Raw genomic sequence first — 22,885 nt, 5'->3', positions numbered from 1 at the left:
ATAATCTCTCTCATTTGTACCTAATATGCCGTCCTGTATTGTTTTGCATACATTTACAGACCCGTCCTACATCTGCGACCACTGCCTTGCTGTTCCGGTCGTGACGGGTCGAAAAAGTTATAAGAGGATGCGCAAGGATGACCTCAATCGAACACCTGAACGGGCGTTCCGAGCCTGTTCCATTGGCTTGCACGGATGGCAGCGCAACGGCGTTACCCGTGCTGGTACAGGCCACACCAGGGCAGTCGATCCACGACCTGGAAGCTTCGATTCGCGAACGCCTGCCCCACCTGCTGGCGACCGTTGGCGGTGTCCTGTTTCGCGGATTCGGCGTGCCCACCCCGATCGACTTCAAGCGCTTCGCCGCCAGCTTCGGCGCGCCGCTGGCCAGCTACGAATTCGGCTCCACGCCCCGCAGTAAAGTCTTTGCCGGGGTCTACAGCTCCACTGAATACCCGGCCCACCAGTTCATCCCCCTGCACAACGAACAGGCCTACACCCGGCCCTGGCCTTCGCGCATCTGGTTCCACTGCATCAAGGCCAGCGAGACCGGCGGCGAAACGCCGATCGCCGACAGTCGCCTGATCTACCAGCGCATACCCGACGGAATCCGTGAGCTGTTCGCCCGCCGCGAGCTGCTTTACGTGCGCAACTACAGCGGCGCCCTGGACCTGCCCTGGGAGAAGGTCTTCAACACCCAGGATCGGGCCCAGGTCGAGCGTTACTGCCAGGACAACGACATCGAGTGGGAATGGAAAGCCGACGGCGACCTGCGCACCCGCCAGCGCTGCGCGGCGGTGCAACAGCACCCCGATACCGGCGAATGGGTCTGGTTCAACCAGGCGCACCTGTTCCATGTGTCGGCCATCGAGCCGAGCGTGCGCGCCAGCCTGCTGGCGGCGGTGGGTGAAGAGAACCTGCCGCGCCATGTCTATTTCGGCGATGGCTCGGCCATCCCCGACGCCATGCTCGACACCGTGCGCGAAGTCTATCGCCAGACCGCCATCAGCTTCCCCTGGCAGCCCGGCGACGTTCTGATGCTCGATAACCGACTGGTGGCACACGGTCGCAATCCTTATACCGGTGACCGCAAGGTCATCGTGGCCATGGCGTGAATTGCAGATGTTTTCATTCAAACAGTGGATCGAAGTGCTGGAGTCCAACGCCCGGCATTTTCCAGAGCGTGCGGCCCTGCACTTTTTGCCGGACGGCGTAGAGATCGGCGAAACCCTGACCTTTTCCCAATTGCACGAGCAGTCCCAGTCCCTGGCCGCCGCGTTGCAGGCACGCTACGCGCCGGGTGACCGGGTGTTGCTGATGCTGCCCAGCAGCCTCGACTACGCCCGCGCATTCTGTGCCTGCCTGTACGCAGGCATGATCGCGGTGCCGCTGTTCCCGCCGCCGTCACGTAAACCGCGTCACCTCGAACGCGTGCGAAACGTGGTGGTGGACGCCGAGCCGGCGCTGATCCTGGCCCCGGCGGAGCATTGCGAAGGCTTGCGAGAACTGGTGCAAGGCCGGGTCGACGTGCTGACGGTCCAGCACCTGGGCACGCCAGCCGCCAGCCAGTGGCAACGCCCGGCCATCGACGGTTCGACCGTGGCCTTCCTGCAATACACCTCAGGCTCCACCGGCTCGCCCAAAGGCGTCGAGGTGCGTCAGCGCAACCTGATCGCCAACGTCGAGCTGATGCGCCAGGCCTACGGTTTCGATGAGCACGGCGCCATGGTCAACTGGCTGCCGCTGTACCACGACATGGGCCTGATCGGCGGCCTCCTGGCGCCGCTCTACAGTGGCATGCCCTGCTACCTGATGGCTTCGCAGACCTTCGTCAACGCACCGTCCACCTGGTTGCAGGCCTTGAGTCGCTACCGTGGCACCGTGAGTTTCGCCCCCAATTTCGCCTACGCCCTGTGCAACCGGGTGGTCAGCGACAACCTGATCGCCCAACTCGACCTGAGCGCCTGGAAACACGCCATCAACGGCGCCGAGCCGATCCACCCCGGCACACTGGATGCCTTCGCCCAGCGCTTTGCCGCCTGCGGCCTCAACCCGCTGGCGATCAGCCCCGGTTATGGCCAGGCCGAAGCGACGCTGTGTGTCAGCGCCACCCCGGCGGATGTGCTGCCGGTGGTGTTGCGCCTGGACAAGGCTGTGCTGGAAACCGGCCGCGCGGCCCTGGCGAACGCCGATGCCGCCGCCGTCGAATTCGTCGCCTGTGGCTTCCCGCAGGCCTTGCACAGCATCGCCATCGTCGACCCGCAGACCCACGAGCGTTGCGCCGCTGATCGCATCGGCGAAGTCTGGCTCAAGGGCCCGAGCAACGCCGAGTCCTATTGGAAAAACCCCGAGGCCACCCGCGAAGCCTTTGAAGCACAGATCGTCGGTTCCTCCGAGCACTACCTGCGCTCCGGCGACCTGGGTTTCATGCACGAAGGCCAGGTGGTGATCTGCGGACGGCTCAAGGACCTGTTGATCCTCAACGGGCGCAACCTCTACCCCCACGACATCGAGTTCGCCATCACCGATGCCGAGCCCGGCATCCGCACCGGGCGCATCGCCGCGTTCTCGGAAATGGACCCGGTCCTGGGCCGCGAGAAACTGGTGATCGTCGCCGAGCCGCAGCGCAAGTTCGTCGACCCGGCGCGGCATCCGGCGCTGTTCGCGTCGATGCAGAACGCCGTGCGTGAAGCCGCTGACTGTGGCATCGACCAGATCGTGCTGGTGGAAGCCGGCACCATCCCGATGACCACCAGCGGCAAGATCGCCCGCCAGGGCGCACGCAAGCAACTGGCGGCGGGCACGTTGAGCATCATCGCCCAGAGCGGCGGGCCGGCGCCTTCCCCGCGTGAAACCCTTGATGCAGGCCAGCTCAAGGCCCTGGTCCAGGCGTCGAAACACGAGGCCCAAGGCGCCTGCCGCCAATGGCTCGCGCAGACCTTGCACGAGGTCAATCCGTACCTGGCCGTGGATTTCCAACAGAGCCTGGTAGGCCAGGGACTGGACTCCATCAGCGTCGCCGATTTCGCCGCACGCCTGCACCGGGACCTGGGTTGGAACCTCGACACCCAGGACCTGTTCGGCGAGCAGACCCTGGCGCAATGGGCCAAGGCCCTGCTGGATTTCCTCAGTGAGCCGCCAGCGGCCGAGCGACCCTCGACGGCGCGCGACAACGCCAGCGAACATCGCCAATCCTTCGCCCAGCGCCGCCTGTGGTTCCTGCGCCAACTCAACCCGGACGACACCCGGCACAACCTGGTGCTGCACCTGAGCCTGCGAGGTCCACTTGAAATCGAGGTGCTGGCCGAGCGCTTGAGCGCCTTGGTCAACCGACACAGCGTATTGCGCACGGTCTACCGCGATGGCATCGACGGCCCGCAGCAACAGGTGCAGCCAGCCACGCCGGTCGCATTGGACTGGCACGACCTGCAAGGGCAGAGTGAGGCGCAGCAACGGCAAGCGCTGCGCGACGCCCTGGCACGCGAACACGCCACCCCGGTCAATCTCACCGAGGGGCCGCTGCTGCGCGCCCAACTGCTGAGCCGTGACGCGCAGCAACACGACCTGCTGCTGACCCTGCACCACATCGCCTTTGACGGGCGTTCGGCGCAAGTGCTGCTGGCGGAGTTGGCCGGTGTAGCGAACGCCCAACAACCGGTGCAATACCTCGATTTCGCCCAGTGGGAAGCGACCCACTGGAGCGAACAGCGGATCGCCACCGAGCAGGACTTCTGGCGCGCCCACCTGGCCGGCCTGCCGCAGACCCTCGAACTGGGCGGCAGCGGCCAGGCCCAGGGTGAACACAGCCTGCACTTCAACGTGCCCCAGGCCACCTGCGAACAACTCTCGGCATTGGCCCGCGAGCGCGGCATGACCCTGTTCATGCTGTTGCTGGCCCACTACCAACTGGTGCTCAAGCAACTGGGCGGCCAGCAACGGTTCCTGCTCGGCACCGACGTCAGCGGTCGACCGTTGGCGGAGCACCACGACGTGATCGGTTTCTTCGTCAACCAACTGACCCTGCGCTGCGACCTGCACGGTGAGCCGACGCTGGCCGGTTTTCTTGAGCGGGTCCGCGATGAAGCGCGTCTGGCGTATGCCCACCAGGGCCTGCCGTTCGACCTGGTGGTTTCGGCCCTGGCGCCGCAACGCCTGCCCGGCCACTCGCCGCTGTTCCAGGTCAAGCTCAACTATCAACCGTCCCGCGTCACACCCGCCAGCATCGCCGGTGCGCAGTTGGACACGCTGGAAGTGGCGCAGGCGCCGGGGGATTTTCACCTGGTGCTGGACCTGGTGCACGGCACCGATGGCCTGGAAGCGACCCTCAAGTACCGCGGCGAATACTTCGACCAGGACCGTGCCTTGCGCCTGCAACACCTGTGGACGCGCCTGCTGGAAGACACCCGCCAGCAGCTGGACGAGCCGCTGCCGGCGCTGGCTGCGCGCGTCGACGCCTGGGACCAGGCGTTCCAGCGTGAGCGCCAGCAGGCCCAGGCGCAGACCGGACGCAGCCAGATGCTGCAAGCCAAACGTCGTTCCATGCCCCTTTAACCGAGTCGGATGCCGTTATGTCTATCGTGCCCCCATCGCCCCGCGCCCTAGGCGCCGTGCGTCGCAAAGCCATGAACGTCTCGGAACAGCGACTGGTCACCGAGCGCCTGCTCAGCCCCGAACACGCCCTGCCGCTGGTGATCGAACCGGCGGTCAGCGGCGTTGACCTGGTCGCCTGGGCCGCCCGCGAACGCGAGTCTCTGGAGCAAAAACTGCTGCAATACGGCGCCTTGTTGTTTCGCGGGTTCAACGTGGCGTCGGTCGAGCAGTTCGACCAGGTGATCGCCGCGCTCTCCCCTGGCGCCCTCGAATACATGTTCCGCGCCTCGCCCCGAACCCGGGTCGGCGGCAACATCTATACCTCGACCGACTACCCGGCCGACCAGATGATTTTCCCCCACAACGAACACTCCTATTCGCCACGCTTCCCGCTGCGATTGTTCTTCTACTGTCAGCTCGCTTCCGAGACCGGTGGCGAAACGCCGATCGGCTCGACCCGCGCGGTCAAGGCCCGCATCAGCCCGGAAATCGAAGCACGCTTCCGGGAAAAAGGCGTGTTGTACGTGCGCAACTATGGCGACGGTTTCGGCCTGCCCTGGCAGAGCGTGTTCCAGTCCGAAGATCGCAGCGAAGTGGAAACCTACTGCGCCAGCGTCGGCATCGAAGTGGAATGGAAGGACAACAATCGCCTGCGCACCCGTCAGCGCGGGCCGGCCGTGGTGCGTCATCCGCGCACCGGCGAAGAAGTCTGGTTCAACCACGCGACCTTCTTTCACATCAGCACCTTGCCACCGCGCATCCGGGATTCGCTGCAAAGCAACTTCAGCGACCTGGACCTGCCCACCAACACCTTCTACGGCGACGGCGAACCGATCGAGCCGCAGGTACTGGAGTCGCTGCGAGCGGCCTACCTCGACTCGCTGGTGCGATTCAGCTGGCAGCCGGGCGACGTGTTGTTCATCGACAACATGCTCGCGGTGCACGGTCGCGAACCCTTTACCGGCAAGCGCGCAATCATGACCGGCATGGCCGAAGCCCTGCTGTCGAGCGACGTCGCCGTTTGACTTCCAACGGGTCCACCCACCGCTTGCCAGCGGCTCGCTCGACTCTCGGTCAGCGAGCCCCGGCGGGCGCGGTGTCACCCCGATCCAAGCCCCCTTTCCAGACGAGTTGAACATGAGCGGACTTCAAGGTTTTCGTATCTCGCCGCAACAGGCAGCCCTCTACCCACACCTCAATGGCGCCGCCGCGCACCCTTACGGCTGTCACCTGCAATGGACGCTGTCCGGCCCGACGGACGTCGACGCGCTGGACAACCGCCTGCGCACGCTGCTGGCCGACTGCGAGATCCTGCGCACGCGCCTGATGCCGGTGCCCGGCCTGCGCCACCCGGTGCAAGTGATCGACGACAGCGGCTCGCTGGCGGTGACGTCGGTGGACCTGCGCCAACGTCCTGTCGCCGAGCAGGAGGCCGAACTGGCGCGCCTGGCATCGCAGCCGCGGGACTGGACCACGCCGCTGGCCGTGACCGTGGTGCACCTGTCCGATGACCGCGCCGTGCTGGACCTGGCCGGCGCCAGCAGCCATTTCGACCTCGCCAGCCTCAGGCTGGTGGCGAACGCCCTGTTGCAGAACACTCCGCCGGACCTGTCCGAGACCCTGCAGTACGCCGACTACGCCGAATGGCGCTGGAGCCTGGTTGAAGACGAACCGGACCACCCGGGCACGCGCTTCTGGAAAACCCTGGGCCAGACCGAGCAGCCCACCTTGCAGCTGTCCCTTGAGGCGCCCTGCGGCAGCGGTTTTGCCCCAGCACGGCACACGCTGGCGCTGCCGGACGACCTCAGCCGTCACCCGAGCCTGAACGCAGACCTGCTATTGGCGGCCTGGGCAGCGGTGCTCGGCCGGTTGGCGGGCCAGCAACAGGTCCCGGTCACGCTGATCCATGAAAGCCGTGGCGTCGAGCTGGAAAGCGCCCTCGGCCTGTTCGAACAGGGCCTGCCCCTGAACATCGACCTGGATGCCCAGGCCACCCTGGCCCAGCAGAGCCAGCAGGTACGCGCCAGCGTCGAGCACGGCACCGGCTGGCAAGACTATTACACCGAGGGCTTCAGCACCGGCTACGCCTTCGCATGGCGCTCGGGCGACGCCCGGGAACGCTACGCCGACGCGCGGATGAACCCGCTCAAGGCCTGTCTGAACGTGCGCCAGTTGCCCGGCCAACTGTTGGCAGACCTGACGTACGATCGCCACGTGCTGAGCGCCGAAGCCGTGCGTTGCCTCGGCGAGCAGTGGCTGCAACTGCTGCTGGGCGCCCTGGCCGAACCGCAGCGAGCCTGGGCGCAATTGCCCTTGGGCGGCCCACTGCAATCGCAACTGCTGGATACCGGCGCCCACCTGCCGGTGATCGAACCCGTGACGCTGGTTGAACTCATCGCCCGCCAGGTTCGCCAGCAACCGGACGCCATCGCCCTCAGCGACCAGGCCGGCGACCTCAGCTACGCCCGCCTCGATGCCTGCGCCACGCGCCTGGCCCATCAACTGGTGGCTGCCGGCATCGGTCGCGACGTGCCGGTGGGCATCCTCTTCCCCCGTGGCAACGCCGCCATCGTCGCCATGCTGGCGGTGTTGAAGGCCGGTGGCGCCTACGTGCCGATCGACCCGACGTACCCGGCCGAACGCCGTGCCTACATGCTCGCCGACAGCGCCATCGCCCACATCGTCGTCAGCGCCGACCTGGCCGACAGCGTGCCGGCCAGCCTGCAACGCTTCGTCCTCGATGACTTGCAAGAGCAAGGCCACGCCGACCTGCCGCCCCTGCCCCAACCGGACCCGGACGCCCTCGCTTACCTGATCTACACCTCCGGTTCCACCGGCGCTCCGAAGGCCGTGGAAATCAGCCACGGCGCGCTGAGTTTCTCGACCCAGGTGCGCATGGCCGCCTATGAAACGCCAGTGCGCGCCTACCTGCTGCTGTCATCGTTTGCCTTCGACAGCTCGGTCGCGGGGATTTTCTGGACCCTGGCCCAAGGCGGGCGACTGGTGCTGCCGGCGCCAGGGGAAGAACTGGAGATGGCGCGCCTGGCGCAACTGGTAACCCAGCATCACGTCAGTCACGGCCTGTCGCTGCCGTCGCTCTACCAAGCGTTGCTGGAGCAGTTGCAACGGGCCGGTGGCAGCGAAAGCCTGCAATGCTGGATCGTCGCCGGCGAGGCCTGCCCGCCGACGCTGGTCAGCCAGCACCACAAGGCCCTGCCCCAGGCGCGCCTGGTGAACGAATACGGCCCCACCGAAGCCACGGTCTGGGCCAGCTACGACGTGCTGGAGCCCAACCGCAGCGTCAGCATCGGCCGCCCCATCGCCGGCATGGACCTGCGCCTGCTGAACGAATTCGACCAGGCCTGCGGCATCGGCGAACCGGGCGAGATCGTCCTCGCCGGCCCGACCCTGGCCCGCGGCTACCGCAACAAACCCGACGAAACCGCCAAGGCTTTCGTCACCCTGGCCGACGGCACCCGCGCCTACCGCACCGGCGACCTGGCCTGCTGGCTGGCGGACGGGCGCCTGGCGTTCCTCGGGCGCAAGGACCACCAGGTGAAAGTCCGCGGCTACCGCATCGAACTGGGTGAAATCGAACGCCAGCTGTGCCTTCACAGCGACGTGCGCGAAGCCGCGGTGATCGTGCAGGAACACGCCGCCGGCAAGCGCCTGCTGGCCTACATCCTCGCCGCCCACGGCTATGCACCGGACTCCGAAGCGCTCAAGCGTTTCCTGGGCGAACGCCTGCCCTCGTACATGGTGCCGGCCCGGGTGCTGACCCTGGCGACCTTTCCGCGCACCCCCAACGGCAAGCTCGACGCCCGGCAACTGCCCGACCCGGATCAGTTCGACGAAAGCACTCATGTGGCGCCGCGCAACGCCATGGAAACCGCCTTGCAAGCCATCGTTGCCAAGGTGCTGAAACTGGCGTCGGTCAGTGTCACCGACAACTTCTTCGCCATTGGCGGCGACTCGATCCTGAGCCTGCAAGTGGTGGCCCAGGCCCACGAGCAAGGCATCGCGCTCTCGGCCAAGCAGGTCTTCGAGCGCCAGACCATCGCCGCCATGGCCGACGTCGCGCAACCGCTGGCCGAGTCCGCCGCCGAACCGCTCGCCCAGAGCACCGAGTTCAGCGCCTCGGGCCTGTCCGATGACGAAATGCAAGCGCTGATGGCTGAACTGAACGAGGCCGACCTGTGAGCGGTTTCACCCGTCGCCAGGCCATCACCGTCGCCCCTTTTTACGCAGGACGCTTTCAATGACCACCGCAAAGACCACCGGCAACCCGATCGAAGACATCTACCCGCTGTCGCCGCTGCAACAGGGGATGCTGTTCCATTCCCTGCTCCACGAAGACTCCGGTGTCTACCTGATGCAGGATCGCTACCGCATCGGCGGGGCCATCGACGAAGCGCTGTTCCTCGAATCGTGGCGCCAGGTGGTGGCGCTGCACCCGTCCCTGCGCGCCAGTTTCCAATGGAAAAGCCAGAAGCAACCGGTGCAGGTGATCCACCGCGAGGTCAAGGTGCCCCTGGATACCCTCGATCTGCGCGACCTTGCCCCTCACGAACAGGAGGCACGCATCCGCACCCTGCTCGAAGACGAACAGAAAGTCGGCTTCAACCTGTCGAAGCCGCCGCTGATTCGCTTCCGCCTGGTGCGCCTGGCCGACGAGTCGTACGAATTCATTCGCAGCTTCCACCACATCCTGATGGATGCCTGGTGCATTTCCCTGGTGACGGTGGACTTCCTCAAGGTCTACGAAGCGCTGTGCAACGACCGCACTCCCGAGCTGAAAAGCCCACGGCCGTTTCGCGACTACATCCAGTGGCTGCAACGCCAGGACGCGAGCAAGGCCGAACAGTTCTGGCGTGGCCAACTGCAAGGCCTCAATGCGCCCACGCCATTGACCGTGGACAACGGCGTGGCCCGCGACCGCTACACCGACGCGGTGCTGGTAGACGATCAACTGATTCACCTCAGCGCCACGCAGACCCAGGCGCTGGCCGCGTTCTGCCGCAGCCGCCGGATCACCCCGAACACCTTCTTCCAGGGCGTCTGGTCGTTGCTGCTGTCGCGCTACAGCGGGCAGCAGGACGTGGTCTTCGGCGTCACCGTGGCCGGCCGTCCGGCGGACCTGACCGGCGTGGCGGAAATGATCGGCCTGTTCATCAACACCCTGCCGCTGCGGGTCTCGGTTGACCCGAACGCTACCCTTGGCGATTGGCTGGGTGCCCTGCAGGGGCTCAACGTCGACATGCGCGACTTCGAGCACACGCCGTTGACCGACATCCAGGGCTGGAGCGATTTCCCTCGCGGCGAAACCCTGTTCGACAGCATCCTGGTGTTTGAAAACGCGCCCATCGACGAGCAAATCCTCGAGGGCGGCTTCCAGTTCAGCCTTGAAGGCATGGACCACAGCGTGCACACCCACTACGGCCTGACCGTGGTGATCCTGCCCGGCGAGCAACTGGGCATCCGCGTGTCCTATGACCGCGAACGCTTCGAAGCGTCTACCGTGCAACGCCTGCTCGGGCATATCGCCAGCCTGGTCGAAGGCATGCTGGCGGCGCCGGACGCGCCCCTGGGCAGCTTTGAACTGCTCGCCGTCGAAGAACGCCAGCAATTGCTGGGCGATTGGGCGGTCAACCCACACGACTTCCCCCTCGACCAGAGCTACGCCCAGTTGTTCGCCGCCCAGGTCGCCCAGCGCGGTGATCAGGTTGTCGCGCGCTGTGACGACGAGTCGCTGACCTATGCCGAGCTGGACCGGCGCTCCACCCGCCTGGCCCACGCCTTGCGCGACGCTGGTGCCGGAGAAGATCAACTGGTCGCCCTGGTCGCTCCCCGTGGCCTGGCACTCCTGACCATGATGATCGCCGTGTTCAAGGCCGGCGCCGCCATGCTGCCGTTGGAAGTCAACCACCCGCCCGAGCGCCTGCGGGAAATCCTCGGCCTGGCCCGCGCGCCGTTGCTGGTGGTCAGCGAAGCGGCCGGCGGCTTGCTCGAGCCCTTGCTCAGTGGCCTCGACCAACCCCCTGCGGCGTTGTTCGCCGAAGCCTGCTGGAAATCCGGCAACGACGCGCCGCTGCCCCTGCTCGGTCGTCCGCAGAGCCTGGCCTACGTGCTGTTCACCTCGGGTTCGACCGGTACGCCAAAGGGCGTGATGATCGAACAGCGCGGCATGCTCAACAACATCTTCGGCAAGGTCCCGGCCCTGGGGCTGGGTGCCGAGGACCGGATTCCCCAGACCGCCTCGGTGGCGTTCGACATTTCGGTGTGGCAGTTCCTCGCCGCCCCGGTGCTCGGTGCCACCGTGCACATCCTTGCGGACGAAATCGCCCACGACCCGCAGCGCCTGCTGCACGTGCTCGCCAGCGAGCGCCTGAGCGTGCTGGAAATCGTCCCGAGCCTGATGCGCACCTTGCTCGCCCTGTGCCCGTGCGACCTGCAACTGCCCGACCTGCGCTGGGTCCTGCCCACCGGTGAAGCCCTGCCGCCCACCGTGGCCCGGGACTGGTTCGCGCGCTTCCCCGACATTGCCCTGATGAACGCCTACGGGCCGGCCGAGTGCGCCGACGACGTGGCGTTCCAGCCGATCTTTGCCGCACCCGATGCCAACGTCAGCCACATGCCCATCGGCCAGCCGACCGCCAACAACCGCCTGTATGTGCTGGACGAAAGCCTGCGCCCGGTGCCGGTCGGCGTGGCCGGGGAGATCTGCGTCGGTGGCGTCGGTGTCGGCCGCGGCTACCTGCACGACCCTAAGCGCACCGCCGATGCCTTCATCGACCACCCATCACTCAACGCTCGCGTGTACCGCACCGGTGACCTGGGACGCTGGCGTGCCGACGGGGTGATCGAATACCTCGGCCGACGCGACCAGCAGGTAAAACTGCGCGGCCACCGGATCGAACTGACCGAAATCGAACACCGCCTCGCCCAGCATGCCAACGTGCGCGAAGCCGCCGTGCTGCTGCGGGAAAACACCGCGGGCGAAGCCTGGCTGGTGGCGTACTGGTCGGCCCATGACGACACACTGGGCAGCGATGGGCTGAGCGACCACCTGCGGGCGCAGTTGCCGCCGTACATGGTGCCGGCGGCGTTCGTCTGCCTGGAGCGCCTGCCGCTGAACAACAACGGCAAGGTCGACCGCAAGGCCCTGGCCGCCCGGGAGCTGGACTGGCAGGTCGACACCCGGCAAAGCATCGCCCCGCGCAACGCGCTGGAAAGCGCCGTGGCCGCCATCTGGGCCGAGGTCCTGGGGCGCGACAGCATTGGCGTGGAGGACAACTTCTTCACCCTCGGCGGCCACTCGCTGCTGGCGACCCAGATCGTCGCGCGGCTGCGCAGCCACTTCAAACTGGAGCTGCCGCTGCGCACGCTGTTCGAACAGCCGACCGTGGCCCTGCTGGCCGACGCCATCGCCGCACGCCAAGCCGACGCCGCCGCGCCGCAGGCCACCGCCCTCGCGGCGCCGACCGCCCGACCGCGCCCGGCCTTGCTGCCGCTGTCGTTCTCGCAGCAACGCCTGTGGTTCATCGAGCAACTGACCCCGGGCACGACGCTGTTCAACATCCCGTTCGCCCTGCACCTCAAGGGCGCGCTCAATGTCGAGGCCCTGCACGCCAGCTTGAATGACCTGCTGGCGCGCCATGAAATCCTGCGCACCGGCATCGACAGCCGCGACGGCGTGCCGAGCCAATGCATCAGCCCATCACTGACCATCGCCCTGCCCTTCGACGACCTTTCCGGACTTTCCACCACGGCGCGCGAGGGCGCGCAGTTCACGGCCCTGCAAGACACCTTCGAGCAGCCGTTCGACCTGGCCACCCCGCCGCTGCTGCGCGCTCGCCTGCTACGCCTGGCGCCGCAGGAACACGTGCTGGGCATCGCCCTGCACCACCTGGTGTCGGACGCCTGGTCGGCCACCATCGCCCTGCGCGAACTGGCCCTGGGTTATGAAGCCCGCTGCAACGGCGGCGCCGCCCAACTGCCAGCCCTGGCGCTGCAATACGCCGACTTCGCCCTCTGGCAGCGCGAACACCTGCAAGGCGCCGAACTCAAGCGCCAGCTCGACTACTGGACCACCGCCCTGGATCGCCGCGACAGCGAAGGCAGCCCGTTGCTGGCGCTGCCGACCGACCATCCACGGCCGTCTGTGCAAAGCTACCGCGCCGGGATCGTTCAGCGTGAACTGACCACCGACCTCAGTGACCGGGTACAAGCCTTTGCCAGCCGCCTGGGCACCACGCCGTTCACGGTGCTGTTCGCCGGTTTCGCCGTGCTGATGCACCGCCTGAGCGGCGATGCCACGGTGCTGGTCGGCACCCCGGTGACCCATCGCGAGCAACCGGGCACCGAAGGCCTGCTCGGCATCCTGCTGAACAACCTGGCGATCCGGGCCGACTTTGCCCCCCAGGCAGACTTCACCGCCCTGGTCAAACAAGTGGCCGAACGCCTGCGCAGTGGCCTGCAACACCAGGACCTGCCTTTCGAGCAACTGGTGGACAGCCTGCAACTGCCCCGCAGCCTCAGCCACGCGCCGTTGTACCAGGTGATGGTGGCGCAACAGTTGGCCATGGAATCGCGGCTGCGCTTCCCCGGGCTGGAATTCGAAGCGCTGGACACGCCGCTGCGGCACTCGGAATGCGACCTGGACTTGCACGTGCTGTGCCCGGCCAATGCGCCGATCCAGCTGGAGCTGATGTTCGCCCTTGACCTGTTCACCGCCGACAGCGCCCGCCAGACCCTCGCCCGCCTTGAGCACCTGCTCGAACACATGCTCGCCGAGCCGCAACGCCCGGTGGCGGCCTTGCCGCTGTTGATGGATGCGGAATGGCAACGCACCGTGGTGGAGTGGAACAGGACCGAGATGCAGGTGCCCAGCCACCTGACCTTCGCCCAACTGTTCGAACAACAGGCCGAGCGGACCCCGGAGCGCGATGCACTGTGCTTCGAGGGCCGCCGCCTGAGCTACGACGAGCTGAACCGTCGAGCCAACCAGTTGGCCCATTACCTGCGCAGCCGTGGCGTGGTCGCCAATCGTCCGGTGGCGCTGTGTGTCGAGCGCTCGTTGGACCTGTTGGTCGGCCTGCTGGGCATCCTCAAGGCCGGCGGCGCCTACGTGCCGCTGGACCCGACCTACCCGGTGGATCGCCTGGCGTACATGCTCGAAGACGCGCAACCGGCGCTGTTCCTCGGCCAAAAAGGGCTGTTGGAGCAGTTGGGCGCCGACCTGCCCCGCGTGCGCCTGGACAGCGACGCGGCACACTTGGCCGACCTGCCGGACGACAACCTGCCGGCGCTCGCCGGGCCGAACGACCTGGCCTACATCATGTACACCTCTGGCTCGACCGGTAAGCCCAAGGGCACCCTGGTCACCAACGGCTCGGTGGTCAACCTGGCCTGGGCGCGCATCCATGGCCTGTATCGCCGCTACACCGACCAGCCGATGCGCACCAGCTTCAACTACTCGTTCGCCTTCGACAGTTCGGTGGCCGAGCTCATCCTGCTGCTCGACGGCCACAGCCTGTACCTGACCCCGGAAGACGTGCGCTACGACCCACAGGCGCTGGCGCAGTTCTTCGCCGAAACCCGCCTGGACGCTTTCGAATGCACTCCGGCCCAACTCAAGGCCCTGCTCGAAAGCGACGGCGTGCGCCGTGGCGAGGTGTACCTGCCGCGCTTCGTGCTGTTCGGCGGCGACGCGGTGGACGCGCAACTGTGGCAACGCCTGCCATCGATTGCCGGCAGCCGCTTCTTCAACACCTACGGCCCGACCGAATGCACCGTGGACGCCACCGGTTGTGCGGTCGATGATTTCCCCCAGCGCCCGATCATTGGCCGGCCGATTGCCAACGTGCGCACCTACGTCCTCGATGGGTTTCTCAACCCGATGCCGGTGGGCGTACCGGGCGAACTGCACATCGGCGGCGCCGGCGTGACCCTGGGCTACCTCAACCGCGCCGAGCAGACCGCCAAGGTGTTCATCGACGACCCGTTCTCGCCGGTCGAAGGCGCCCGGATGTACAAGTCCGGCGACCTGGTGCGCTGGTTGCCCGACGGCCAGCTCGAATACCTGGGACGCATGGATCACCAGGTCAAGATCCGTGGCTTCCGCGTCGAACTGGGGGAAATCGAAACCCTGATCGGCGCCCAGCCGGGCGTGCGCCAGGCCGTGGTGCTGGCCCGCGAGGACGTGCCCGGCGACAAGCGCCTGGTGGCCTACGTGACCTGTGACGAACAGGCCGACATCCATGCCTGGCGCAAGACCCTCGGCGCTGCCCTGCCCGACTACATGGTGCCTTCGGCGTTCGTGCTGCTGGATGAACTGCCGCTGACCGACAACGGCAAGCTCAACCGCAAGGCCTTGCCGGCACCGGACATCCAGGCCGCCCCGGACGCCCTCGATCCGCCCCGCAGCGCCGCCGAACAGCAACTCGCCGCGCTGTGGTCGGAACTGCTCAACGTGCCGGCGGCCCAGATCGGTCGCGACAGCCACTTCTTCTACCTCGGCGGCCATTCGCTGCTGGCGGCGGCGCTGTTTGCCCGCCTGCGCCAACAGTTCGCCACGGTGCCGCCGCTGCGCGCGGTGTTCGAGCACCCGACCCTCCAAGCCCTGGCCGCGCTGCTGGACGACCCGTTGCAAGCACCCGCCGCGACATTCCAACCGGCGCCTCGCCCGGCACGCCTGCCGCTGTCGTTCGAACAACAGCGCCTGTGGTTCCTTGAACAATTGAGTGCCGGCGGTGGCGAGTACAACGTGGTCAGCGCCGTGCAACTGGACGGCGAACTCGACACGCGCGCCCTGCAAGCAGCCCTTGAGCAAGTGGCCCAGCGTCACGAAATCCTGCGCAGCCGCATCGTGCGCGCCGACGACGGCGAGTTGGCACTGGTCATCGACCCCCAGGCCAACCTCACCTTGGGCGTCAGCACCCTGGACGCGACCGACGACACTCACTGGCAGCAGTTGACCGACGCCGCCGTCCACACCGAGACCGGGCGCCGTTTCGACCTCGCCCGCGAACAACCGATCCGCGCCACGCTGCTGCAACGCAGCCGCCGTGCCCAGTCGTTGTTGCTGCTCAGCGTGCATCACTGCGCCACCGATGATGCCTCCAGCCAGAACCTGCTGGATGAGCTGGGCCGCTGCTACAGCGCCCATGGCCAGGGCACCCGCGCCACATTGCCGGACCTGGCGCTGCAATACCCCGACTACGCGCTCTGGCAACGCGAGCCCGCTCAGCAGGCCGCGTTCAGCAGCCAGCTGAACTACTGGCGCAACCAGCTGGAGGACGGTGATTACCTGCTGGACCTGCCCACCGAGCACGGTCGTCCCGACCAACTCGCCCCAGCGGCCGGCGCCGTGCAATGGCAACTGCCACCGGCCCTGGTCGGTCGCCTGCGGCAATTCGCCCAGCAACGCGGCGCCACGCTGTACATGCTGATGCTCGCGGCGGCGCAGTTGCTTCTGGGCCGCTACGCCAACCAGCGCGATGTGCGGGTCGGCAGCCCGGTGGCCCAACGTCCGTTCGCCGAGCTGCAACCGCTGATCGGTTGCTTCGTCAACACCGTGGTGATGCGTGCCGACCTCGACCCGAACCTGGATTTCGAAGGCCTGCTGAATCAGGTCCGCGGCACCGTGCTGGACGCCCAGCAGCATCAGGACGTGCCGTTCGACCAGGTCGTCGAACACCTCAAGCCGGCCCGCAGCCTCGGCCAGACGCCGTTGTTCCAAGTGCTGTTCGCCATGCAGAACGCCGAGGCGTCGAGCCAGTCGTGGTCGCCGCTGCAGGTCAGCGAACGGGCGGTGAGCGCCCAGGCGACCAAGTTCGACCTGAACTGGGAAGTGCACGACGGTGAAGTGCTGTCGGTGTTGCTGGAGTACCGCACCGCGCTGTTCAGCGAAACCACTGCCCGGCGCTGGCTGGAACAGTGGCAGCAGTTGCTTGAGACCCTGCTCGAAGCCCCCCGCACCCGTCTTGGCGACTGGTCGCCACTGCCAACGGCCGAGCGCCAACGGCAACTGGTCGAGTGGAACGCCACCGAGCGTCACTACAGCGGCCCCCGTGACTTGCACACTGCCCTGAGCCAGCAAGCGGCCCTGAGCCCCAACGCCCCGGCGCTGGTGTTCGAAGGCCAACGCCTGAGCTACGCCGAACTGGACCTGCGCGCCCAAGCCGTTGCTCGTGCCCTGCGCGCAGCCGGCATCGGCGCCGACACCATCGTGCCGGTGTGCATGGAGCGTTCCGTGGACATGGTCGTCGCCCTGCTCGGCATCGTCCACGCCGGCGCCGCCTGGCTGCCGCTGGATCCGGAACTGCCCGCCGCGCGCCTGGCGTTCCTGATCGAGGACGCCGACGCCAAGGTCACCCTGACCCAAGCCCAATGGTTGCCGAAGCTGCCGGCCGGGCATTCGGCCTGGACCCTCGATGCCCTGCCCGAGGCCCCTACGTTCGAACCGATCAGCGTGCAGGCCAACGACCTGGCCTACGTGCTCTACACCTCCGGCTCCACCGGCCAGCCGAAAGGCGTGATGAACGAACACGGCGCCCTGATGAACCGCCTGTACTGGATGCAGGACGCCTTCCCGATTGGCCCGAACGACCGCGTATTGCAGAAAACCCCGTACAGCTTCGACGTCTCGGTATGGGAGTTCTTCTGGCCGCTGATCACCGGCGCGACCCTGGTGGTCGCCCGTCCGGACGGCCATCGCGACCCGGCCTACCTCAGCCGGTTGATCCAGCAGGAACAGGTCACCACGCTGCACTTCGTGCCGTCGATGCTGCGCGCCTTCGTCGAGGAACCGAGCCTGGCCGACTGCCACAGCCTGCGCCAGGTGTTCGCCAGCGGCGAAGCGTTGCCGGTGGACCTGGTGCGGCGCTTCATGGGCCAACATCCGGCCGCGCTGGTCAACCTCTACGGCCCGACCGAAGCGGCCATCGACGTCTCGGTGTGGCGCTGCTCGGTGAACGATACGATCGTGCCGATCGGCAAGCCCATCGCCAACCTGCGCCTGTACATCCTTGACGAAACCCTGCAACCGTTGCCGATCGGCAGCATCGGCGAGCTGTACATCGGTGGCGTCGGCGTGGCCCGCGGTTACCTCAAGCGCCCGGACCTGACCAAGGAGCGTTTCCTGGCCAGCCCGTTCATCGACGGTGATCGCCTGTACCGCACCGGCGACCGCTGCCGCTTCCTCGCCGACGGCAACGTCGAATACCTCGGGCGCCTCGACCATCAGGTCAAGCTGCGTGGCCAGCGTATCGAGCTGGGTGAGATCGACTCGGTGCTGCTGGCCCAGGACGGCGTTCGCGATGCCGCGACCGTGCTGCTCGACCAACGCCTGGTGAGCTTCTGGTGCGGTGACGCGGATGAAGCCGCCTTGCGCAGCGCCTTGGGCGCCAGCCTGCCCGCGCACATGTTGCCCGGCCTCTTCGTTCAGCTCGAACGCCTGCCGCTCAACAGCAACGGCAAACTCGACCGCAAGGCCCTGGCCGCCCTGCCGTTGCCGCAAAGCCAGCGCGAACGCCCTCACACGGCACCGCGCAACGCCACCGAAGCCGTGCTCTGCGAAGTGTTCAGCGAAGTGCTGGCGTGCGACTGCGTCAGTGTCGACGATCACTTCTTCCAGCTCGGCGGCCACTCCCTGCTGGCCACGCGCCTGGTCAGCCGGGTACGTGAGCGCCTTGGGGTAGCCTTGCCCCTGGCACTGGTGTTCGCCCAGCCCACGGTGGCGGCCCTGGCCGAACACCTGCGCGCCGCATTGCCAGGCGAGTCGATCACGCCGCAGCCACGTCCGGACGTACTGCCGTTGGGCCTGGCGCAAAAACGCTTCTGGCTGCTCAGCCGCCTGGTGCCGGATTCGCGCGAGTACCACATGCCGTTCGCCCTGACCTTGCGCGGCGCGCTTCAGGTCAGCGTCCTGGGCGAAGCGTTCGAACAGGTCAGCCAACGTCACCTGGTGCTGCGCAGCCGCATTGTCGAGGTCGAAGGCGAGCCGCAACTGCTGATCGACGACCATGGGCCGGCGCTCACGGTCACGTCCGTCACCACCCAAGACTGGGCCGGCGCCTGCGCCACGGCCCAGGCCGAGTTGATGCGCCCGTTCGACCTGGCCCGCGCCGCGCCTTGGCGGGCGCACCTGCTGCAACGCCAGGGCAGCGACGAGAATCTCCTGCTGGTCTGCCTGCACCACAGCGCCACCGACGGCTGGGCCATGCAATTGCTCATCGATGAACTGACCCAGGCCTACGCTGCCGGTCTCGAAGGGCAATCGCCGACCTGGGCGCCGCTGGACATCGACTACGTCGACTTCGCCCTGTGGCAACAACACCCGGACACCCAGGCCCGACGCAATGCCAGCCTGGACTACTGGAAAAACCACCTGGGCCAGGACGACTATCAACTCGACCTGCCTGTGGACCATCCTCGTGGCGCCGAAGCGGATCGACGAGCCCGCCAACTGATCGTCAGCCTCGGCGCCCAGCGGGCCGAGGCGATCCGCCAGTTCGCCCGCCAGCGCGGCACGACCCCGTACGTGGTCCTGGCCGCGGCCCTGAGTGCACTGCTGGCGCGTTATAGCGGCCAGCGCGAGATTCGTCTCGGCACCCCGGCCGACCAGCGTGAACAGGCGCAATCCCAGGCGCTGCTCGCCTGCCTGGTCAACACCCTGGTGATCCGCAGCGAAGTCGATCCGCGTGCCCCGGCCGAACAGTTGCTCGCCAACCTCGAAGCCGACCTGCGCGCGGCCCAAGCGCACGCCGACCTGCCCTTCGCCACCCTGGTTGGCGCGGTCGCCCAACACCGCGACCTGAACCGCACGCCGCTGTTCCAGGTGCTGTTCTCCCTCAACTACGGTCGGGTGGACAGCCGCCAGTGGCCAGGGCTGAACGTCGAAGAGCAGGCCTTGCCAGTGATCGACGCCAAGTTCGAGCAGAGCTGGGAAGTCCAGGACGACGGCAGCGACATGACGCTGGCGCTGGAGTACCAGGCAGCGCTGTTCGACGAAGCGACGATGCAACGCTGGAGCGCGCAATGGTGTGCGCTGCTGGATGCATGGGTGGCGGCGCCGACACGCACGCTGATCGAGCTGTTCCCGCAGCAGCAGGACCAGCAGCAACTGGACCGCTGGAACGCCACCGAGCGTCACTACAGCGGCCCCCGTGACCTGCACACCGCCCTGAGCCAACAAGCGGCCCTGAGCCCCAACGCCCCGGCGCTGGTGTTCGAAGGTCAACGCCTGAGCTACGCCGAACTGGACCTGCGCGCCCAAGCCGTTGCCCGTGCCCTGCGCGCAGCCGGCGTCGGCGCCGACACCATCGTCCCGGTGTGCATGGAGCGTTCCGTGGACATGGTCGTCGCCCTGCTCGGCATCGTCCACGCCGGCGCCGCCTGGCTGCCGCTGGACCCGGAACTGCCCGCCGCGCGCCTGGCGTTCCTGATCGAGGACGCCGACGCCAAGGTCACCCTGACCCAAGCCCAATGGCTGCCGAAACTGCCGGCCGGGCATTCGGCCTGGACCCTCGACGCCCTGCCCGAGGCCCCTGCGTTCGAACCGATCAGCGTGCAGGCCAACGACCTGGCCTACGTGCTCTACACCTCCGGCTCCACCGGCCAGCCGAAAGGCGTGATGAATGAACACGGCGCCCTGATGAACCGCCTGTACTGGATGCAGGACGCCTTCCCGATTGGCCCGAACGACCGTGTATTGCAGAAAACCCCGTACAGCTTCGACGTCTCGGTGTGGGAGTTTTTCTGGCCGCTGATCACCGGTGCGACCCTGGTGGTCGCCCGTCCGGACGGCCATCGCGACCCGGCCTACCTCAGCCGGTTGATCCAGCAGGAACAGGTCACCACGCTGCACTTCGTGCCGTCGATGCTGCGCGCCTTTGTCGAGGAGCCGAGCCTGGCCGACTGCCACAGCCTGCGCCAGGTGTTCGCCAGCGGCGAAGCGTTGCCGGTGGACCTGGTGCGGCGTTTCATGGGCCAACACCCGGCGGCGCTGGTCAACCTCTACGGCCCGACCGAAGCGGCCATCGACGTCTCGGTATGGCGTTGCTCGGCGGACGATACGATCGTGCCGATCGGCAAGCCCATTGCCAACCTGCGCCTGTACATCCTCGACGAAACCCTGCAACCGTTGCCGATCGGCAGCATCGGCGAGCTGTACATCGGTGGCGTCGGCGTGGCCCGCGGTTACCTCAAGCGCCCGGACCTGACCGAGGAGCGTTTCCTGGCCAGCCCGTTCATCAACGGTGATCGCCTGTACCGCACCGGCGACCGTTGCCGCTTCCTCGCCGACGGCAACATCGAATACCTCGGGCGCCTCGACCATCAGGTCAAGCTGCGTGGCCAGCGTATCGAACTGGGTGAGATCGACGCGGCGCTGTTGAACCTTCCGGCCATCACCGCGGCCTGCACCCTGGTGATCGACAACCGCCTGGTGGCGTTCTACAGCAGCGCCACCGCGCAATCGGGCCTCGACAACCTGCTCGCCGCCGAGCTACCGGCCTACATGGTGCCGGCGGTGTGGGTCCAGGTGCCGGCGCTGCCGCTCAACAGCAACGGCAAGATCGACCGCAAGGCCCTCGCCGCCCTGCCGTTGCCGCAAACCCAAAAGGACTACGCCGCACCGCGCAACGCCCTGGAAAGCCTGTTGTGCCAACTGTTCGGCGAACTGCTCGGGGAAAGCCTGACCGGCGGCCGTGAGGTCGGCACCACAGACAGTTTCTTCGCCTTGGGCGGTGACTCGATTCTCGGCCTGAAGCTGATCAGCCGCTTGCGGGAGCAGGGCTACTCGCTCACCCCACGCGACCTGTTCCGCTCGCCGACCCCGGCGGCGCTGGCCCAAGTGACCACCGCGCTGCTGAGCCAGGCCGAACAGGGCGAGATCACCGGCGCGATGCCGCTGATGCCGTTGCACCAGTGGTTCTTCGACCAACAGCAACCGCAGCCCGCGCACTGGAACCAATCGGTGCTGGCCGACAGCGACCGGCGCCTGGAACCGGCCCTCGTGCAGGCCGCACTGGATCGGCTGGTGGCGCACCACGACGCCTTGCGCCTGCGTTTCAGCCAGATCGCCGGGCAAGCCGAGGTGCAATGGCAAGCGCAGATCGCCGCCGTGGCGCCTGCACAACTGACCTGCTGCACTCACGCCGATCAACTGGCCGCGGTCGCGCAAAGCCTGGACCTGCAACACGGCCCGTTGTTTGCCGCCGCGCTGCTGGAAGGTGAGCCGCAACGCCTGTACCTGGTGGCGCATCACCTGGTGGTGGATGCCGTGTCCTGGACCCCGCTGCTGGAAGACTTCCAACAGCTGTACGCAGCCCTGGAACGCGGCGAGACGCCGACGTTGCCGGCGAAAACCACCGCCTACCGGCAGTGGTCCGAGCAACTGCACGCCCACGCCGCCAAGGTCACCGGCGAACAGCGCTACTGGAGCACCCAGGGCGGCACGAACCCGGCGCCGCTGGCGACAGTCGCCGAGCGCCAGACCCTGTCGGCCCGCTGGGAAGCGACCCGCACCCATCAATGGCTGACCGAGTCCCAGGCGGCCTACCGCACGCAACCGGAAGAGCTGCTGATCGCCGCCCTGGCCGCCACCCTGGCGGAGGCCGACGGCCGCAGCGACATCGTCGTGGACCTCGAACGCCACGGTCGCGATGCGCCCCTCGACGGCCTTGACGTCGGCCGCACCGTCGGTTGGTTCACCACGCTGTTCCCGCTGCGGGTCAGCGCCAGCGGCGCCCGTGGCGAGCAGGTGCGCCAGGCCAAGGAGGCGCTGCGCGCGGTACCGGGCCAGGGGCTTGGCTACGGCCTGTTGCGCCAACGCGGTCAACTGCCGGCCGGTCACGGCGATGTGCTGTTCAACTACCTTGGGCATGAACAGGCACCGGCAGGCTGGTTACGCGCCAGCGGCCTGACACCACCGCCGGACGTGGCGCCGGCGAACCGGGTGACTCACGCCCGCGAAGTGGTGGCCTGGCTGGAGGACGGTGTGTTGCGTGTCGAATGGCACAGCGTCACGCCGGACACCGACAGTCGCTTGCCCGCCCGCTTGCTCGAACACCTGCAAGCGCTGGTCGAACACTGCCTCGACCCGCAAGCCGGCGCACTGATGCCTTCGGACTTCCCGCTGGCCAAGGCGCTGAACCAGAAATCCCTGGACAAGTTGCTGGGCAAGCTCAAGACCAAACCGAACTCCCAAAGCCAGTGAGTGGCGCAGCGCCCGCGGGGTCATCACCTGACCCCAGCGGGGCGCCAGACCGACGCTCACTGTTTTCAAGCCTTT

The 22,885-nt window shown here is 67.1% G+C and carries 5 protein-coding genes; all 5 read left to right on the top strand.

The window, feature by feature from the left end:
- Positions 1 to 137 precede the first annotated feature (137 nt).
- The 5 genes from V5F23_RS11240 to V5F23_RS11220 all read left to right on the top strand — a co-directional run bounded on the left by V5F23_RS11240 (position 138) and on the right by V5F23_RS11220 (position 22,810).
- Positions 138 to 1,115 carry a TauD/TfdA family dioxygenase gene (locus V5F23_RS11240; RefSeq protein ID WP_338474606.1) on the top strand — a complete coding sequence of 326 codons (978 nt, stop codon included), beginning with the start codon at positions 138 to 140 and terminating at the stop codon, positions 1,113 to 1,115.
- Between the two features lie 7 nt (positions 1,116 to 1,122).
- Positions 1,123 to 4,551 carry a condensation domain-containing protein gene (locus V5F23_RS11235; RefSeq protein ID WP_338498412.1) on the top strand — a complete coding sequence of 1,143 codons (3,429 nt, stop codon included), beginning with the start codon at positions 1,123 to 1,125 and terminating at the stop codon, positions 4,549 to 4,551.
- 17 nt (positions 4,552 to 4,568) lie between these two features.
- A complete protein-coding gene (locus tag V5F23_RS11230; protein ID WP_042731828.1) occupies positions 4,569 to 5,615 on the top strand; it encodes a TauD/TfdA family dioxygenase in 1,047 nt (348 codons plus the stop codon).
- 112 nt (positions 5,616 to 5,727) lie between these two features.
- Complete coding sequence (locus V5F23_RS11225) at positions 5,728 to 8,790, top strand: amino acid adenylation domain-containing protein (RefSeq protein ID WP_338498410.1); 3,063 nt, start codon at positions 5,728 to 5,730, stop codon at positions 8,788 to 8,790.
- A gap of 58 nt (positions 8,791 to 8,848) precedes the next feature.
- On the top strand, positions 8,849 to 22,810 hold the full coding sequence (locus V5F23_RS11220; RefSeq protein WP_338498408.1) for a non-ribosomal peptide synthase/polyketide synthase: 13,962 nt from the start codon (positions 8,849 to 8,851) through the stop codon (positions 22,808 to 22,810).
- The last annotated feature ends 75 nt before the right edge of the window (positions 22,811 to 22,885 follow it).

The organism is Pseudomonas sp. WP18, assembly GCF_036689585.1.
Taxonomy (GTDB): Bacteria; Pseudomonadota; Gammaproteobacteria; order Pseudomonadales; family Pseudomonadaceae; genus Aquipseudomonas; species Aquipseudomonas chlororaphis_E.
Note: the sequence above shows the minus strand (reverse complement) of the source record. Positions and strands in the feature narration are given on the sequence as shown.

Coding starts and splice junctions, on each gene's coding strand:
- V5F23_RS11240 (WP_338474606.1), top strand. CDS start 138: ATGACCTCAATCGAACACCTGAACGGGCGTTCCGAGCCTGTTCCATTG.
- V5F23_RS11235 (WP_338498412.1), top strand. CDS start 1,123: ATGTTTTCATTCAAACAGTGGATCGAAGTGCTGGAGTCCAACGCCCGG.
- V5F23_RS11230 (WP_042731828.1), top strand. CDS start 4,569: ATGTCTATCGTGCCCCCATCGCCCCGCGCCCTAGGCGCCGTGCGTCGC.
- V5F23_RS11225 (WP_338498410.1), top strand. CDS start 5,728: ATGAGCGGACTTCAAGGTTTTCGTATCTCGCCGCAACAGGCAGCCCTC.
- V5F23_RS11220 (WP_338498408.1), top strand. CDS start 8,849: ATGACCACCGCAAAGACCACCGGCAACCCGATCGAAGACATCTACCCG.